This window comes from Streptomyces sp. NPDC002640 (assembly GCF_053592575.1).
Genome location: NZ_JBSFVZ010000002.1, coordinates 23,726 through 41,386 on the forward strand (window position 1 = coordinate 23,726; position 17,661 = coordinate 41,386).

Below are 17,661 nucleotides of genomic sequence, written 5' to 3' on the forward strand. Positions count from 1 at the left end.
TCATTCGCCCCCCAGGATGGAACCGATACCCGTGGCCGTGCCGAGGAACATGCCCGTGGCGATGAGGATCAGCGTCGCGGGAAGCATGAACAGCAGGGTCACGAGCGTGGCCTTGGGGATCGTCTTGGCGGCGCGCCGCCGGGCGTTCTGGGCGTCGGTGCGCCGCATGTCGGTGGCGATCTGGATGAGCGTCTCCGCGATCGGCGACCCGAGCTCCTCCCCCTGCTGCAGCGCGGACACGAACTGGGCGACCTGTTCGCTGTCGTTGCGGCGCCGCAGCTCGTCGAAGGCCTGGCGGCGGGGGACGCCCATGTCCATCTGCCGCAGTGTGATGCGGAGTTCGTCGGCCCACGGCCCCTCGTACCGTTCGGCGACGCGGTCCAGGGCCTGGCGGAAGGCGAGCCCCGCGGAGACGACCACGGCGAGGACGTCGAGGAAGTCCGGCAACGTGCGGTCGATGACCTCGCGGCGTTCGCGGACCGCCTGCCAGATCTGCGCGTCGGCGGCGAGGAGGCCGAAGGCCAGCGACACCAGGGCCATGGGCCAGGACCGCGCGCTCGCGAAGACGAGGAACATGAACGCGCCGAAGAGCCCGTAGACGGCGCGCCGCGCGGCGTAGCGCTGCAGCGTCAGTCCTCCGGGGTTGCCGGCCATGTCGATGCGGCGGCGTTTGGCGTCGGCGCGGCGCGGGCCCATGAGCCGCAGGACGGTGGGGGCGAAGCGCATGCCGAGGCGGTCGACGGCGGAGTCGCGGCGCCCGACGCGGGTGGCACCGACCTCGAGGGCGAGGGCGAGGTCGTCGGGGAGCTTGGCCTCGGCGCGGATCAGGCGGAGGCCGAGGAGGGCCCCGGCGACGGCCAGACCCGTGACGGTGGCGAGGAGGAGGGGCAGCAGCGGCGACGTCGTCATCGGGTCACACCTCGATCCGTCCGAGGCGGCGGATGGCGAGGAAGCCGACGACGTACAGGCCGAGGGCGATCAGGACGAGGACCTGCCCCACGGGGGAGCCGGTCACCCGGGCGAGCGCGCCCTCGTTGGAGGTGTCGATCAGGAGCAGGGAGCCGATGCCGAGGAGCGGCACGGTCAGGGCGGTGGCGTTGACCTCGGAGAGCATGGTGCGGACCTCGCGCCGGGTCTCCTTGCGCTCCTCGAGGGTCTTGGTGAGGTTGCGGAGGGAGGAGACGACGGAGCCGCCGGCCTTGTTGGAGAGGACGAGGGTGGTGACGAGGACGATCAGCTCGCGGGAGGGGAGGCGTTCGGCGAGCTCGCCGAGGGCGTCGTCGATGGTGCGGCCGAGGGTGAGCTGGTCGGCGACGCGGGCGAGTTCGGAGCCGGCCGGGTCGTCCAGTTCCTCCGCGGCCATGGCGAGGGCGGTGCGCAGGGCGAGTCCGGCCGCGGTGGCGTTGGCGATCAGGCGCGCCACGTCGGGGAGTTGATTGATGAACGCCTCGATGCGGCGCTGACGCTGCCAGTTGAGGTAGACGCCCGCGGACCAGAGGGCGACGAAGGCCGCGATGGGCCCGAAGAAGGGCGCCAGGACGGTGGAGGCGATGAGCCACAGCGCGACGGCCGCCCCGGTGGCGTACGCGGCGAACTCGCCGACGGTGACGTCCAGTCCGGTGGCGGCGAGGCGCAGCTGCATCGCGCGGCCGAGGCGGGTGCGGCGCAGGCGGCGGTCGACGGCGGTGAAGCGGCGGGGGCGGCCGCCGACCAGGCCGACGGCGCCCTGCTCGGCTTCCAGCCGGTCGACCAGGGCCTGCCGCTGGGCACGGCCGGAGGCGTAGACGTGGACGCCGCCGACGGCGAGGAGGCAGGCGAGCAGCGCGGCCCCGAGGGCGAGGAGCGACCAGTTCACGTCAGCGCCTCCCGGGTGTTGCGGGTGTCGAGCGCGTCGGTGACGCCGTAGGCGGGCGGGACGGCCTCGTCGGCGAGGAACAGCTTGTCGGCGGCCTGCCGCGGGAGGGGCAGGTGCTGGTAGTGGCCGCGGACGACGCGGTCCGGCGTCATCGGCTGCGGGACGAACCGGGAGACGGTGGCGATGCGGTACGGCTGCCGGCCGCGGGAGACCAGCAGGGCGATCTCGACGACGCGGCGGGTGCCGTCGGCCTGGCGGGCGAGCTGGACGACGACGTCGACGGCGGAGTTGATCTGGTCGGTGAGGGCCTCGAAGGGGATGCCGACCTCGGACATGGAGCCGAGGGTCTGGAGCCGCATCAGGGCGTCCTCGGCGGTGTTGGCGTGGACGGTGGCGAGGGAGCCGTCGTGGCCGGTGGACATGGCCTGGAGCATGTCGAGGGTCTCGCCGCCGCGGACCTCACCGACGATGATCCGGTCCGGGCGCATGCGGAGGGAGTTGCGGACCAGGTCGCGGATGGTGACCTGGCCCTTGCCCTCGATGTTGGCCGGGCGGGACTCCAGGCGGATCACGTGCTGCTGCTGGAGCTGGAGTTCGGCGGAGTCCTCGATGGTGATGATGCGCTCGTGGGAGGGGATCAGGCCGGAGAGCGCGTTGAGCAGGGTGGTCTTCCCGGAGCCGGTGCCGCCGCTGACGATGATGTTGAAGCGGGCGCGGACGAACGCGGCGAGGAGGAGCAGCATCTGCTCGTCCAGGGAGCCGAGGCCGATCAGCTCGGGGAGCGTGTAGGAGCGCGGGAAGCGGCGGATCGTGAGGGTGGGGCCGGTCAGGGCGAGCGGCGGGATGATCACGTTGACGCGTTCCCCGGTGGGGAGGCGGGCGTCGACCATCGGGTTGGACTCGTCCACGCGGCGGTTGACGGTGGAGACGATGCGCTCGATGGTCTGCATCAGCTGGTCGGCGGAGGCGAAGCGGAGCGGGAGGTGTTCGACGCGGCCGGCGCGCTCCACGAAGATCGAGTCGGGTCCGTTGACCATGATCTCGGTGATGGACGGGTCGGCGAGCAGCGGTTCGAGGACGCCGAGACCGAGGGCCTCGTCGACGACGCGGCGGATCAGGCGGGCGCGTTCGGTGGAGGAGAGGACGGGGCCCTCGCGGCTGATGATGTGGCCCAGTACGCGTTCCAGGCGCGTGCGGCGCTCGGTGGCGCCGAGGGCGGACATCTCGGCGAGGTCGATCTCCTCGAGCAGCTTGGCCCGGTAGACGGCGACGAGGTGGTTCTCCTCGCGGTGGCCGGCGGCGCCGTCCTGTCCGGGCACGGCGGACGGGGTGCCCTCGGGGCCGGTGGCGGCGAGGCGGGAGCGCAGGCTCATGGGCGGTCTCCTTCCCGGTCAGCCGGCGGCGGCGGTGCGGTCGGTGGGCATGGTGGCCTCGCGGACGACGTCCCAGCCGTCCCCGAAGAGGGGGATCACGGACGGGACGTGCACGGTCACCCGGGCGGTCGTGGTCTCGGGTCCGGGGGCGGTGCTGACGGCGGGGTCGAGCCAGTCGCTCACGGCGGCGGCGCCGGCGGCCGTGCCGTCGCCGTCCTGCGAGGCCGCGCGGGCCGCGGCGCGGGCGGCGGTGCCGGCCTGGTTGGCGCCGTAGCCGACGAGGCCGAGCTGCAGGGCGGCCATGGCGACGACGATCAGGACGGGCAGATAGCCCGCGAGCTCGAGCGACGACACCCCGCGGTCACCGCGGGCCCGCCGCAGCCGCCCGCCCAGCCCGGCAGGGACGCACGCCGCCTCCGCCGCACGGGGGCCTCCGCGCGCCGCCTCCGCACGGGGGCCTCCGCACTCCGCCTCCGCACAGGGGGCCGCGCCACGCGCCGTGCCGGAGCAGGAGCGCATCTCACCTGCCGCGCTGGGGCCCTCCCCACGCGCCGTGCCGAGGCGGGCCTCCCTCGCCGCGCGGGAACCCATCTCACGCGCCGTGCCGGAGCAGGAACGCCCCTCACCCGCCGCGCGGGAACCCACCCCACGCGCCGTGCCGAAGCGGGCCTCACCCGCCGCGCGGGGACCCGCGGTCGTCGTCATCCGAGGTCACCCCCCTCGAGCGCCGCCCCCGCCGTGCCGTTGACGGACCAGCCCGCGTCGACGCCGGGGAAGAACAGGGGGACGTCCGCGCGGACCGTGGCGCGCATCAGGTCGCCGTCGGCGGCGCAGCTGATGTCGGCGCCGCTCCAGGCGTCGGGGAGGTTGCGGGTGCCCGCGGCGGAGCAGGCGCCGGCCACGTCGCCGTGGACGGCGTGGGCGGCGGTGGCGGCGCGGGCGGCCTCGTCGGCGGCGTTGCCGGCCAGGGAGAACGTGTAGCCCCAGAGCACGGCCTGCCAGAGCAGCCCCATCACGACGAGCAGGATCGGGAAGATCCCGGCGAACTCCAGGGTGACGGAGCCCCGGTCGCCCGCGCCGCGGCGCAGGGCGAGCCCCCCGCCGGGCTTGCGGCGGCGGCCCCGCCCGCCGGTCTCGTCGTCGGACGCGGCGGCGACCAGGCCGAGTTCGCCCGCCAGCGTCCACAGGGCGCGCTTCACGGAGGACTTGGCGTCGAGGTCCTGGAGCCGCCCGGCGTCGACCACGGCGGCCAGTTCCTTGAACGCGGCGGGCACGTGGGTGGCGGCGGTGCGGGTGCCGGTGACCCGCTGGACGAGCTGCGGGTTGATCTCGGAGCCGCGGGCGTGCCGGTTGACGACGGTGAGGGTGTCCTCGGCCTTGCGGATCTGGAGCCGGTCCCAGAGGCGGACCATGCGCTTGGCGGCGCGCACCGCGATCACGTCGGGGGTGACGACCAGCAGCGCGTGGTCCGCGGACTCCACGGCCGCGGCGGTGGCGGCGTCCATCCGCGCCCCGCAGTCCAGGACGACGACGTCGTAGCGGGAGCGCAGGACGGCGAGGATCTGGCGGGCGGTGCGGTCGGCGACCTCCTCGCCGCGTTCGCCCTCGGCGGGGGCGAGGAGCAGCGCGATGCCGCTGTCGTGGGTGTAGACGGCGTCCTGAAGGACCCGCGGGTTGATGTCGTGGATGCCGGCCAGGTCGGCGACCGAACGCCGGTACTGGACGTCGAGGTAGGAGGCGACGTCGCCGGCCTGGAGGTCGAGGTCGACGAGGGCGACGGTGCGGCCGGAGGCGCGGGCGGCGAGGGCGAGCTGCACGGCGGTGACGGTGGCGCCGACGCCGCCCTTGGCCCCGGTGACGGTGACCACGGTGCCGCCCGCCCCGCGCCCGTACGGGTCGCCGCCGGTTCCGGCGGAGAGGTGGCGGCGCATCCCGGCGGCCCAGGTGGCGGCGGCGTGGACGCGTTCGGCGAGGCCCTCGGGGCTCAGCGGGAGGGTGACGATGCCGCGGGCGCCGGAGTCCATGGCGGCGGTGAGGGTGGTGGAGGAGGAGTCGGCGGTGATGAGGACGACGCCGACGGCGGGGTGGCGCAGGACGATCTCGCGGATCAGCTCCAGCGCGGGCACCGGGCCGATCCGCTCGTGGACCAGGACCACCTCGGGCAGCTCGTCCACCGACTCGGCGGCGCCCGCGCCGAGGGCGTCGAGCAGGGTGGCGGAGTCGTGCACGGGCGGTGCGGGGACGACGTCGGGGAGCTGGTCGAGGAGTGCCGCGAGGGCGCGGGCGGAGTCGACGTCTCCCACGGCGGGGAGGATGCGGACGCTCATCGGCGGCCCCTCACTGCTTGTCCTGCTCGAGGGTGTACGTCCGGTCGGCGGACGGCACGGAGCCGTCGTCGCCGCCGGCCACCAGGGCGAGGCGCACGTGTTCCGCGAACGACTCGGCGTAGGCGACGCGCTGGGCGTCGGCGGCGGAGAGGGCGAAGGTGATCGGCACGGCCTCGGTGGCGGCGCGGCGGTTCGCGCCGCTGCCGTCGGGCTGGAGGGCGGTCAGTTTGCCGACGTCGATGACGCGGGCGTTCTGCACGATGAGGCGGGACTGGTCCTGGGCCTTCTCCTCGCCCTCGAAGGTGGCGTAGATGTTGACCCGCGCGCCCGCGGTGATCTTGCCGGCGACGCCGGTGGAGGCGTCGATCATGATGGCGATCTCCTGCTCCCCGGCCCGGAGTTCGGGGCGGTCGACCACCATGTCGGACTGGAGCAGGGAGCCCTTGCGGAGCTGGGTGACGGCGATCTTCCCGCGTATCTCGGACAGGTCGGTGACGGCGGTCGCGGACAGCCAGCGCTCCGGCATGCTGATCCTCTCGAACTGGCCGGGGTCCAGCTCCTGGTACGGCGCGACGTCCGCCTTCAGCCGGTAGGCGGTCACCTCGGGGCCGACCTTGGAGTTCACGTCGCGGACCACCGCGAGCACTCCGGCGAACGCCGCGAGGGCGGCGGCCACCGAGAGGACCAGCAGCAGGACGCCGCGGCGCTGGCGGGAGTTCACGGTCTGTCTCACCTCGAGGGTCGGGGGCGGTGCGGTTCTGTTCTGTCGGTTCTGTTCTGTCGGCCTCGTCGGGCCCGTCGGTCTCGTCGTTCGCGTCGGGCTCAGGGTGCGGGGGGCGGCGGTACCGGTCCTCCGGGAGCGGGCGGCCCCTCCGTCCGGCCCTCACCGGGCGCGCGCCCGCGCGGGTCGTGCCCCCTCCGCGCCTCACCGCCCGGCACGGACCCGCCCCAGTCGTACCCCTCCGGCGTGCCAGGACGCCGGACGGCCCCGGCGACGCCGCCGGCCCCGTGATCCCCGGAGGCTTCGACGGCCGCGGCGGCACCAGCGCCCGGCCGCTGCGCGGGCACCGGGGCGGGCCCGGCCGCCGTGGTGCCCGAGCCCGGCCGGGTCGCGGGGCCCGGGGCGGACGGCCGTGGGGCGGGGATCGGGCGCAGCCCGTCGGCGCCGGTGCGGGGGCCTCCGCCGGGCCCTATGGCGGCGGCGGGCCCCGGCGCCCGGGTGAGTCCGGCCGGGGCGGCGGCCCGGGCGGACACGGCCCCGGTGGCGTGGGAGGTGGCGGTGGCGGCCGGGAACTCGGGCGGCGGGGCGAGCGGCGAGGAGCAGAACGCGCAGCGGTCACCGATGATCTCGAGCCGGCACCACCGGCAGAGGTCCCGCCGCACGGAGGACACCAGCTGGTACAGCACGGAGACGTCCGGCAGCCCCGCGGCGAACTCGACCAGCTTGGGCGTCCCCCACCAGGACGCGGACTCGGCCGGCGCCGGCACCGTCGAGAAGTGCTGGACCCGCCAGCCGGGCGCGAGCGTCGCGCTCACCCAGTCCGGCGGGGTGGCGCCGCCGAACCCCTGGCCGGTGGCGGACACCATGCGCGTGGCGAACTCCGGCCCCGGCAGCCGGTCCTCGCCACCCAGCCGCACCAGCGCGGGCCGCGGCGTCGCCAGCACCGCGAACTGGGCACCCGGCATCCAGGACTTGGCGTGCGCGGTCAGTGTCACGGGCACATGGTCAAGCTTGGCCACGGAGTTGAGCAGCGCCCCGGCGTAGATGTAGTGCGCGAGCAGCCGCGCCGCCGAGGCGAGAACACCCGGCCCGAAGTCGCAGACGCTCAACTGCCGCAGCTGGCGCACCAGTACGGCGACGCCCAGCGGCGGGAGGTCGGCGGGGACGATGGCGACGCGGTCGGTCTCCAGCAGCGAGCGGGCCGTGTGCAGCCGGCGGACGACCGCGGGGTCCGTCACCGCCGGGTGCACCGCGACCACGTAACCCTGCTGCTCCACCAGCGCGTTGAGCTCGTAGACGGTCTCCTCGACGGTCGCCCGGGGCTGGAGGACGGCGGGCGGGGTGTGCCGGTCGTCGGAGGGGAGTACCAGGCCGGAACCGGACACGCTGATGGCAGTCGGCACCGCTCCACCCTCCCCGTCGGCCCCCGTCTTCACGTGCGCAGCGCATTCACCAGCACGATATCCCCGGGTTCCGGCGTCCGACACCTGATTGGTCGAGATCGTCTCAACCGCGACCTGTCCGATGATCACGCCGTGTCGGCATATGCGCCAACCGGCGCTCACCGCACCTCAGTTGCCGTGGACGCATCACTCTTGACACCGGCATTGGTCTGGACCAAGTTGGTCTAGACCGGCTTGAACCCGCCGTCGGAGGAACGGCCTTCCGGCCGTCCGGCCTCCTCGGCGACCCCGCACCTCCCACCCCTCATCCGCAGGGAGCCCCCATGCAGCTCACGCGCTCCACCACCACTCCTCCCCCGGCGAGACCCCGTCTACTCGCGACGGCCCTGACCGCCACGCTGGCCCTGGCCGGCACCGCCCTGGCCGTCACCCCGGCCGCGGCGGCCGACGTGAACAACGTGCGCAACGGCGGCTTCGAGTCGGGTCTCACCGACTGGACCTGTTCGGCGGGCAGTGGCGCGGCCGTCACCTCCCCGGTGCACGGCGGCTCCCGGGCCCTCAAGGCCACCCCGGCCGGGCAGGACAACGCCCGGTGCACCCAGGTGGTCGCCGTGCGGCCCAACTCCACCTACACGCTGAGCTCCTGGGTCCAGGGCGGCTACGCCTACCTGGGCGTGACCGGCACCGGCACCACGGACACGTCCACCTGGACCCCGGACTCCGCCTCCTGGAAGCAGCTGCGGACCACCTTCACGACGGGCGCCAACACCACCTCGGTGACGGTCTACACCCACGGCTGGTACGGCCAGGCCGCCTACCACGTCGACGACTTCTCGGTCTTCGGGCCCGACGGCGGAGGCGGCGGGGGCGGCGAGCCCGAGCAGCCGGCCGTGCCCGCGGCCCCGGCCGGTCTGACGGTCGCCGGGACGACGTCCTCCTCCGTGTCCCTCACCTGGAACACCGTCCAGGGCGCCACCGGCTACACCGTCTACCGCAACGGCACCCGGGTGGCGACCTCCACCGGCACCTCGGCCACGGTCACCGGGCTGACGGCGTCCACCGCGTACTCGTTCCAGGTCACCGCCACCAACGCGGCCGGCGAGTCCGCCAGGTCGGCGACCGTGAACGCCACCACCCAGGCCACCGGCGGCGGTGGCGGCGGCGGGGCCCTGCCCAAGCACGTGGTCACCGGGTACTGGCAGAACTTCAACAACGGCGCCGCGGTGCAGACCCTGGCCCAGGTCCAGAACCAGTACGACATCATCGCGGTGGCCTTCGCCGACGCCACGGCCACGCCGGGCACCGTCGACTTCACCCTCGACTCGGCCGGCCTGAACGGCTACACCGAGGCGCAGTTCAAGGCCGACGTCAAGGCCAAGCAGGCGGCGGGCAAGAAGGTCATCATCTCGGTCGGCGGCGAGCTCGGCTCGGTCCGCGTGGCCGACTCCGCCTCCGCCACCAACTTCGCCAACTCGGTGTACGCGCTGATGCAGGAGTACGGCTTCGACGGCGTCGACATCGACCTGGAGAACGGCCTCAACGCCACCTACATGACGCAGGCGCTGCGCGCCCTGTCGGCGAAGGCCGGGCCGAACCTGATCATCACCATGGCTCCGCAGACCATCGACATGCAGTCGACGTCGAACTCGTACTTCCAGACGGCGCTCAACATCAAGGACATCCTGACCGTCGTCAACATGCAGTACTACAACAGCGGTTCCATGCTGGGCTGCGACGGCAAGGTCTACTCGCAGGGCTCGGTGGACTTCCTCACCGCGCTCGCCTGCATCCAGCTCGAGGGCGGGCTCGCGCCCTCCCAGGTCGGCATCGGCGTCCCCGCCTCCACCCGGGGCGCGGGCAGCGGCTACGTCTCGCCGACCATCGTCAACAACGCCCTGGACTGCCTGACCAAGCTCACCAACTGCGGCTCCTTCAAGCCGTCCAAGGCCTACCCGGACCTGCGCGGCGCGATGACCTGGTCGACCAACTGGGACGCCACCGCCGGCAACGCCTGGTCCAACGCCGTCGGCCCGCACGTCCACGCCCTCGGCTGAGCCTCCCGGCTCCCCCGCCCCGCCTCCGCACCCTCCCCCCGCCACGGAGGCGGGCCCGCCCCCGCGGCCTTCCCGGCCCCGGGGGCGGGTCTGTTCCCGGGGCCGGGTCTGCTCCCGGGCCGGCTCCGTTCCCAGGCCGGGTCTGTTCCCGGGCCCGGCGCCCTGGCCGGCTCCCGCCGCCGCGACGTGCACGATCTCACCGAGGTGGTCGGATACCCTGCGGCCCATGACCGACGACCCGCGGTACACCGCCGCGTTCTGGGACGACCGCTACTCCTCCGCCGACCGTCTGTGGAGCGGGAACCCCAACCCCGCCCTGGTGGACGAGGTGGCCGGCCTGACGCCCGGCCGGGCGCTGGAGGTCGGGTGCGGGGAGGGCGCGGACTCCCTCTGGCTGGCGCGCCAGGGGTGGACGGTCACCGGTACCGACGTCTCGGAGGTGGCCCTGGAGCGGGCCGCCGCGCACACGCCGCCGGAGCTGGCCGCCCGGGTCACCTGGCGGCGCGCCGACGTGCTCGACTGGCTTCCGGAGGCGGGCGCCTACGACCTGGTGGTCACCGCGTTCCTGCACCTGCCGTCCGCCACCCGCCGTCCGGTCTTCGCCGGGCTCGCCCAGGCCGTCGCCCCGGGCGGCAGCCTGGTGGTGATCGCCCACCACCCCCGGGACCTCACGGACGGCGTGGTCCCGCGCCCTCCGGAGCCCGACCTGTTCAGCACGGCCGAGGAACTGGCCGGGGACCTGCTCCCGGCCGGCGGCTGGACCGTCCGCACCCAGGACGCCCGGCCGAGGACGACGACCTACGAGGGACGCGAGGTCACCGTCCACGACACCGTGCTGCGGGCGGAGCGCCACACCTCCTGAACGGGCGGCCGGGCCCCGGCTCCCGGGAGGAGCTAGAAGAACGCGGCCCAGTCCTGGTCCCAGACCTGCTTGACGCACAGCACCAGGAAGAGCAGTCCGGCGACCGCGAGCATCACGTTGCTCAGCACGCCGTTGCGCCATTCCGCGGGCGTGCGCGAGGAGTTGAGCAGCCAGATCAGGGTGAGCGCGAGGAACGGCATGAAGGCCGCGCCGAGGACGCCGTAGATGATGATCAGGCGGAACGGCTGGCCCTGGAAGAGCAGCACGATCGGCGGGAAGGTCAGCCAGAGCAGGTAGCCGCGGAAGGCCCAGGACCTCTCGCGGCGGCCCTCGGCGACCTCCTCGCCGGTGGCGGCCCGCTTGGTGCGGTAGCGGGCGACGAAGTCGGCGAACATCAGGCTCACGCCGTGCCAGACGCCGATCAGGGAGGTGAAGGAGGTCGCGAAGAAGCCGATCAGGAAGAACTTCGCGGTGGCCGCGCCGTACTCCTCCTCCAGGATGTCGCCGAGCTGGATCAGCCCCTTGTCGCCGGAGGCGATCGCGACGCCCGAGGAGTGCAGCAGCTCGGCGCCGACGATGAGCATGGCGACGACGAAGACGCCGGTGGTGATGTACGCGACCCGGTTGTCCAGGCGCATGACCTTCATCCAGCCGGGGCCGGTCCAGCCCTTGGCGTTGACCCAGTAGCCGTAGGCGGCCAGCGTGATGGTGCCGCCGACGCCGCCGATCAGGCCCAGGGTGTTGAGGACGGAGTCCTGGCCGTCGGGAAGCACCGGCAGCAGGCCGGCGAGAAGACCACCCAGATTGGGGACGACGCGGATCGCCAGGTAGACGGTCACCAGGAACATGACACCCACGAGGACCGTCATGACCTTCTCGAACACGGCGTACCGGTTGAACCAGACGAAGACCAGTCCGACCAGACCGGTCGCGACCGCCCACCACTCCAGGTCCATCACGCCGGGGAAGAGCGCCTGCAGCGGCAGTCCGCTCGACGACATGGCGGCGGCTCCGTAGACGAAGCCCCAGATCACGACGTAGACGACGAAGAAGGCGGTGGTCCACCTGCCCAGCGAGGCCCAGCCGTCGAACAGGGTGCGGCCGGTGGACAGGTGCCACCGGCCGGCCGCCTCGGCGAGGGCGATCTTGACCACGCAGCCGATGACGGCGGCCCAGAGCAGCGTGTAGCCGAAGTTGGCGCCGGCCACCAGGGTCGCCACCAGGTCACCCGCCCCGACACCTGTCGCCGCGACGACGATGCCCGGGCCGATGTACTTCCAACTCGATTTGCGGGTTGGGTTGTTGCTCGCGTTGTCAGCCATGGTGATCACCTAACGGACAACACCGCCCCCGGGCAAGGGTCCCGGCAGGACGGAACCCTTCACCCCGGCCCGTTCAGGCCCCGGCGGGCTTCTCGTCCCCGGCGGCCTTCTTGTCCCCGGCGGCCTTCTCGTCCACGGCGGCCTCGGCCTCGGTCCCGGACCCGGCGGGCTCCACCGGTTCCGCCGAGTCCGCGGGCTCCGCGGACTCCTCGGTCGCCTCCTCGAAGTAGGCGTCGAGGACGGCGTCCAGCTCGGTCTCCCAACGGGAGACGTCCGCGCGGGACTTGGCGTCGACCTCGATCCAGTACCACCGGCGTTCCGGGGTGTGGACGACGACCGTGTACCGCTTGCCGAGGCGCGAGGTCGACGTCTCCACGGCGCCGATCTCGTCCCAGCGGAAGTCGCACTCCTGGTCGTCCAGGCTGAGGCGGATGCCCGCGTGGTCGGCGACGATGCGCGCGCGGAAGTCCTTGGCCTCGAAGACCGGGCCGTCCGGCACCGGGGCGGCGGCCTCCGCACCGGCCCCGGAGTCCTCGGCCGGCTCCTCCGCGGAATCCGCGGCGTCGTCGGAGGCCTCGGCGGCGTCGGCGGCGCCGCTTCCCGCGGCCTCCTCCGGCTCCGGCGCGGCGTCCTCCACGGCGGCCGCGTCCGGCGCCGCGTCGCGCGGGGCGTCCTCGGGCGTGCCGTCGGCCGCCACCGGCACCGTCAGCCCCGGAATGAGGGCCGGGTCCACGGCGGCGGGCGGGGTCAGGGGCTTGGTGTTCGAACCGATGCTCTGCTCCACAGCCCGCAGTATGGTCCACGACCGCACCCCGCGGAAAACCCGTCGTCGCATCGTTACGAGGAACAGGTGAGGTTCGCGGGGGACTTACATGGCATCCGCGGCGAAACGGATGGACCGCTCCAGCGCGTCCTCGGGCGGTGTCCTCGCCCCCTCCTCCCAGGCCCGGGCACAGCCCTCCTCCCCCAGCACGGCCCGCAGGTCGGCCACGCACTCCTCGGTGCCCAGAGGATCCGTCCGGTAGGCGACGAGCGTGGTCTCCTCGCCGGGCCAGCAGGCCTGCGAGGCGCCGAACAGGCGGGCGGCGTCCTCGTGCCGCCCCAGCAGCCAGGCGCTGTGGGCGAGGGCGTCGTGCCCCAGGGCGAGGGCGCGCGGGTCGGCGAAGACGCGCTGGGGCTCCAGGACCGCGCGGGCGTGCGCCAGCGCGCCGTCCGGCCCGGTGAGCCGCCGCTCGGTGACGCGGTTCAGGGACAGCACCCAGTGCAGGTAGGGCCGGTGCCAGGTCTCGCCCAGCGCGTGCGCGACGCGCAGGCCGCGGTCCACGCACGCCGCCGACTCCTCCCGCCGGCCCACCGCCCACAGCGCACTCGCCAGGATGCTGAGCAGCTGCTGCTCGCCGTAGCGGTCGTCGCTCGCCTCGAAGTGCTCCAGCCCCGCCCACAGGTGGGTGAGCGCGGAGTCCGGGCGGCCGCTGATCTCGGCGGACAGGCCCAGCACCGTCTCGCCCCAGCCGGCGGAGGCCGGATCGCCCTCGGCGAGGCCCCGTGCGACGGCCGCGTCGGCGAACTCGCCGGCCGCCTCCAGGTGGGCGGGGAACACGCACAGGAACGCGCAGGCCGCCATGGCCCGGGTGCGGGCGGCGCGGACCCGCGGGTCGTGGTCGGCGGCCGCGGTGGCCGTCAGGGCGCGGCGCACCCAGCCGGTGCCCTCGCCGGCCGTCCCGGTGGCCGTCCAGTACCACTGCATGCGGCGGGCGACGTCGAGGGCGGCGAGCGCCTGCCCCGGCCCGGCGCCCTCGCGCAGTCCGTACTCCATGGCGTGGCGGATGTTGGGCAGTTCGCGGCGCAGCCGGTCCAGGCGCCGGCCCTGGCCGGGGCCCGCCCAGCGCTCGTGGGCGTCGCGCACCTGGTCGCGGATCCACCGCAGGTGCCGGTCCCGGGCCTGGTCGAGGTCCCCGGCGCGGGCCAGCCGGTCGCGGCCGTACTCGCGGACCGTCTCGAGCATGGTGTAGCGCAGGCCGTCGCCGTCGCCGGGCTCGGTGAGCAGCAGGGAGTGGCCGATCAGGCCGTCGAGGGCGTCCAGCAGCTCCTCCGGGTCCTCCCGCCCGTCCGTGCCGCGGCCCGGGCGGGCGGCGGCGTCCTCGCCGGGCGCGGGGTTCCCGGTGTCCTCCCACAGGGCGGACGCGGCCTCCAGCGACACCGAGCCGGTGAAGACCGCCAGCCGGGCCCAGAGCCGCTGCTGTGCGGGCGTGCAGAGCTGGTGGCTCCAGTCGAGCATGGCGCGCAGCGACCGGTGCCGTTCGGGGGCCACCGGGTCGCCCTTGTTGAGCAGCGGCAGGCGCTCGTCGAGGCGGTCGAGGAGCTGGCCGGGCGAGAGGGCGCGCAGCCGCCGGGCGGCGAACTCGATGGCCAGCGGCAGGCCGTCCAGACGGCGGATGACGGCGCGGGCGTGTTCCAGGTCGTCCGCCGACCAGGCGGCGCCGGACAGCAGGGCGGCGCGGTCGGTGAGTAGGGCGAGCGCGGCGTCCTCGGGCAGCGGCGGCACCACGTAGAGGCGTTCGGCGGCCAGGCCGAGCGGCAGCCGGCTGGTGGTGAGCAGGCGGACGCCGGTGGTGGCGGCGAGCAGCCGGTGCGCGAGCCGGGCGCAGGCGGCGGCCAGGTGCTCGCAGTTGTCCAGCACCAGCAGCAGTTCGCGGTCGCGCAGCGCGCCGACCAGGTGGTCCTCCGGGGTGGACTGCGGCGGCACGGGTGCCAGCCCGAGGCCTTCGACGAGGACGTACGGCAGGACGTCCGGGCTGGTGACCTCGGCGAGCTCCACCCAGCAGGCGCCGTCCCGCAGCAGCAGGCCGGCGGTGCGGGCGGCGCGCTGGGCGAGGCGGGTCTTGCCGACGCCGCCGACGCCCGTGAGGGTGAGCAGCCGGTGGTCGTCCAGCAGCCGGCAGACCTCGTCGACCTCACGTCCGCGGCCGACGAAGCGGGTGGGCGGGTCGGGTACGCCGCGCGGTGCGCGGCCCTCGGCGAAGCCACCCGTCCCGGTGACCGTCCCGTCCGGTCCACGGGCCGCCGGGGCGCCGGCCGCCGGGGCGCGGGCCACCGGGGCGCGGGCTCCCGGGGCGGTGGCCGCCCAGGACCGGGGGCCCGCCGCCGGTCCGGGCGGTCCTCCGTGGGGCCCTCCGTGGCCGTGGGATCCGCCGTGGGGTCCTCCGTGGCCGTGGGGTCCTCCGTGGCCGTGGGGTCCTCCGTGGCCGTGGGATCCGCCGTGGGATCCTCCGTGGCCGTGGGGTCCTCCGTGGCCGTGGGATCCGCCGTGGGATCCTCCGTGGCCGTGGGGCGGCGTGCCCGGCGCCCCGTCGGGCGCGGCGGGCGCGGCGGGCGGGTGCGGCGCCGGCGGGGCGGGGCCGGGGGCCGGTTCCGGGGGCAGGCCGGCGGCGTCCCGCCAGCGGCGGTACCACTCGGCGGTGCCGGCGACCCCGCAGGCCTCCAGGTAGGCGGCGACCACCGGCCAGCCCGGCAGCCGGTGCCCGGAGGCGGCGGCGGAGAGGCTGGAGGCCGAGTAGGGGACCCGGGAGGCGAGTTCGCGGTAGGGCACGTTGCCGGTGCGGCGCCGCAGCGCGCGGAGGTCCGCCGCGAAGTCGGCGGCCTTCCCCTGCCCGGGCTCGATCGGCTTCTCCCGGCGTCCCATGACGTGTGCCCCCCGGCCAATCGGCGATGCTCGCTTTGATCTCACGTTGACCGGGAATTGTCCAGTGGCGCCCGGGCGCCGGGTGGTCAACGCGTCGGGGGGTCAGGATGGGTCCGGCCGCACTCACCGGGACCGGGGGACCGTCGAGCGCGGTCCTCCTTCGCGGGCGCCGGGGAACATGGGGGCCATCATGTGGGCGCCCCGCGAAGGAGAGGTCCCCGCCGGGCCTCGTCGGCGTGGCCCGGCGGGGACCGCGGACCGGGCGGATCAGCCCAGGACGGCCAGCGCGTCGATCTCGATCAGCAGCCCGGGCGGCAGGCCCACGTAGACGGTGGTCCGGCAGGCCGGGGGCTGGGTGAGGTGCTCGGCGAAGTAGGCGTTCCAGATCTCGTTCATCTCCGCGAAGTGGTCCACGTCGGTCAGGTAGACGCGGAGCATCATCACGTCGTCCCAGCCGGCGCCGCCCTCGTCGAGCACGGCCTTGACGTTGGCGAGGGTCTGCAGGGTCTGCTCGCGCAGCGTGGGACCGGCCGGCGTCGGGGGCTTGCCCTCCTCGGCGGGCAGGAAGCCGACCTGTCCGGCCACCTGCAGGATGTTGCCCTTGCGCAGCCCGTGCGAGAAGGCCGCGGGCGGTGCGGTGTGGGTGGCGGGGGTCAGCGCGGTCTTCTCGGTCATGCGGGAATCCTCCGGGTGCTCGTGGGCGGCGTTCCGATCATGGGAGAGTGAACCAGCCCCGCACCCCCCAGCGCACAGGAGGCCGAATGTCCGCGGATGCCGTCGCCCGTCTCGCCGAGGAGCGGATCGACCACCGCTTCAGGGGCCTGCCGCCGGACGCGGACGGTCTGACCGTGGGCGAACTGGCCGCCCAGCGGCGGAACCTGTTCACCGGCGGCTTCACCACCCCGGTGCTCACCCTCTCCGCGGAACGGCTGCGGCACAACCTGCGGCTGATGAAGGAGTACACCGAGCGCCACGGCCTGGCGTTCGCCCCGCACGGCAAGACGACCATGGCCCCGCGCCTCTTCCGGGACCAGCTCGACCAAGGCGCCTGGGGCATCACGCTGGCCGTGCCGCACCAGGTGCGGGTGGCGCGGGCCTTCGGCGTGCGGCGGATCTTCCTCGCCAACGGACTGGTCGACCCGGCCGCCCTGCGCTGGATCGCGGCCGAGCTGCGCGCCGACCCGTCCTTCCGCCTCGTCTGCTACGCCGACTCGGTGCGCGGGGTGGAACTGATGAGCGCCGCCCTGGGCCCGGACGCCGGGCGGCCCGTCGACGTGGTGGTGGAGCTGGCCGCCGGGGACGGTGCCCGGACCGGGGCGCGCACCGAGGCGGAGTGCCTGGCCGTCGCCGAGGCGGTGGCCGCGGCGCCCTCGCTGCGGCTGGCGGGCGTGGCCGGTTACGAGGGCGAGGTCCCGGACGCCACGCCGGAGCGGGTCCGCGCCTGGCTGGTGCGGCTGGTGGAACTGGCCGCGAAGCTGGACGGGGCGGGGCTGTTCGCCGGCACCGGCCTGGAGGAGATCGTGGTCAGCGCGGGCGGCAGCGCCTGGTTCGACACGGTCGCCGAGGTCTTCGCCGATCTGCCGGCCCTCAGCCTGCCCGCGCTGAAGCTGCTGCGCTCCGGCGCCTACGTCTCGCACGACGACGGCCACTACCGGACGGTCACGCCGTTCACCCGGATCCCCGAGGAGGGCGCGCTGGAGCCCGCCTTCCGGCTGTGGGCGCAGGTCGTCTCCCGCCCGGCCGGCGGGCAGGCCTTCCTCAACGCCGGCAAGCGGGACGCCGCCTACGACCTGGGGATGCCCGAGGCGCAGGTGGTGCGCCGCGGCGGGGCCGAGCGGGAGGCCGAGGGCGTCACCGTCACCAAGCTCTCCGACCAGCACGCCTGGCTGGAGACCGCCCCGGGCGCGGACCTGGAGGTCGGCGACTGGGTGGGCATGGGGCTCTCGCACCCGTGCACCGTCTTCGACAAGTGGCAGCTGATCCCCCTGGTCGAGGCGGACGGCACGGTGGTGGACTACATCCGCACCTTCTTCTGACCGACAGCCGGTCCTCCTGACCGGCA

14 protein-coding genes are annotated in these 17,661 nt (G+C 74.6%); 3 read left to right on the top strand and 11 right to left on the bottom strand.

Features of this window, described 5'->3' with window-relative positions; genetic code table 11:
• The 7 genes from ACWD3O_RS02770 to ACWD3O_RS02800 form a co-directional block, all read right to left on the bottom strand.
• Entirely contained in the window at nt 1-909 is a 909-nt protein-coding gene (locus ACWD3O_RS02770; protein ID WP_451410690.1) for a DUF5936 domain-containing protein, read from the bottom strand.
• A 4-nt stretch (nt 910-913) separates the two neighbouring features.
• On the bottom strand, nt 914-1,855 hold the full coding sequence (locus ACWD3O_RS02775) for a type II secretion system F family protein (RefSeq protein ID WP_451410691.1): 942 nt from the start codon (nt 1,853-1,855) through the stop codon (nt 914-916).
• The gene (locus tag ACWD3O_RS02780) at nt 1,852-3,228 is read right to left on the bottom strand and encodes a CpaF family protein (RefSeq protein WP_451414658.1); all 1,377 of its coding nucleotides are present in this window, start codon (nt 3,226-3,228) and stop codon (nt 1,852-1,854) included. Before ACWD3O_RS02780 ends, ACWD3O_RS02775 begins: the two co-directional genes overlap by 4 nt.
• An 18-nt stretch (nt 3,229-3,246) precedes the next feature.
• On the bottom strand, nt 3,247-3,582 hold the full coding sequence (locus tag ACWD3O_RS02785) for a TadE/TadG family type IV pilus assembly protein (protein ID WP_451414659.1): 336 nt from the start codon (nt 3,580-3,582) through the stop codon (nt 3,247-3,249).
• A 347-nt stretch (nt 3,583-3,929) separates the two neighbouring features.
• Nucleotides 3,930-5,555: an AAA family ATPase gene (locus tag ACWD3O_RS02790; protein WP_451414660.1), complete on the bottom strand. Its 1,626-nt coding sequence runs from the start codon at nt 5,553-5,555 to the stop codon at nt 3,930-3,932.
• Between the two features lie 10 nt (nt 5,556-5,565).
• On the bottom strand, nt 5,566-6,276 hold the full coding sequence (gene cpaB / locus ACWD3O_RS02795) for a Flp pilus assembly protein CpaB (protein ID WP_451410695.1): 711 nt from the start codon (nt 6,274-6,276) through the stop codon (nt 5,566-5,568).
• Between the two features lie 101 nt (nt 6,277-6,377).
• Nucleotides 6,378-7,679: a hypothetical protein gene (locus ACWD3O_RS02800; protein WP_451414661.1), complete on the bottom strand. Its 1,302-nt coding sequence runs from the start codon at nt 7,677-7,679 to the stop codon at nt 6,378-6,380.
• Nucleotides 7,680-8,002: 323 nt separating this feature from the next.
• On the opposite strand from ACWD3O_RS02800, the gene ACWD3O_RS02805 reads away from it, so the two are divergent.
• On the top strand, nt 8,003-9,733 hold the full coding sequence (locus tag ACWD3O_RS02805; RefSeq protein ID WP_451410697.1) for a chitinase: 1,731 nt from the start codon (nt 8,003-8,005) through the stop codon (nt 9,731-9,733).
• A 226-nt stretch (nt 9,734-9,959) separates the two neighbouring features.
• Nucleotides 9,960-10,595: a class I SAM-dependent methyltransferase gene (locus ACWD3O_RS02810; RefSeq protein WP_451414662.1), complete on the top strand. Its 636-nt coding sequence runs from the start codon at nt 9,960-9,962 to the stop codon at nt 10,593-10,595.
• 32 nt (nt 10,596-10,627) lie between these two features.
• Here the strand turns inward: ACWD3O_RS02810 and ACWD3O_RS02815 are convergent, their stop codons facing one another.
• The 4 genes from ACWD3O_RS02815 to ACWD3O_RS02830 form a co-directional block, all read right to left on the bottom strand.
• Nucleotides 10,628-11,917 (bottom strand): Nramp family divalent metal transporter, encoded by a 1,290-nt coding sequence (locus ACWD3O_RS02815; protein WP_451414663.1) that lies wholly within the window; start codon nt 11,915-11,917, stop codon nt 10,628-10,630.
• Between the two features lie 73 nt (nt 11,918-11,990).
• A complete protein-coding gene (locus ACWD3O_RS02820; protein ID WP_451410700.1) occupies nt 11,991-12,701 on the bottom strand; it encodes a hypothetical protein in 711 nt (236 codons plus the stop codon).
• 84 nt (nt 12,702-12,785) lie between these two features.
• Nucleotides 12,786-15,599 (bottom strand): ATP-binding protein, encoded by a 2,814-nt coding sequence (locus tag ACWD3O_RS02825; RefSeq protein WP_451414664.1) that lies wholly within the window; start codon nt 15,597-15,599, stop codon nt 12,786-12,788.
• 267 nt (nt 15,600-15,866) lie between these two features.
• Complete coding sequence (locus ACWD3O_RS02830) at nt 15,867-16,274, bottom strand: RidA family protein (RefSeq protein ID WP_451410702.1); 408 nt, start codon at nt 16,272-16,274, stop codon at nt 15,867-15,869.
• An 86-nt stretch (nt 16,275-16,360) separates the two neighbouring features.
• Here ACWD3O_RS02830 and ACWD3O_RS02835 point away from each other — a divergent pair, with 86 nt between their 5' ends.
• On the top strand, nt 16,361-17,635 hold the full coding sequence (locus tag ACWD3O_RS02835) for an amino acid deaminase (RefSeq protein ID WP_451414665.1): 1,275 nt from the start codon (nt 16,361-16,363) through the stop codon (nt 17,633-17,635).
• Nucleotides 17,636-17,661 lie beyond the last annotated feature (26 nt).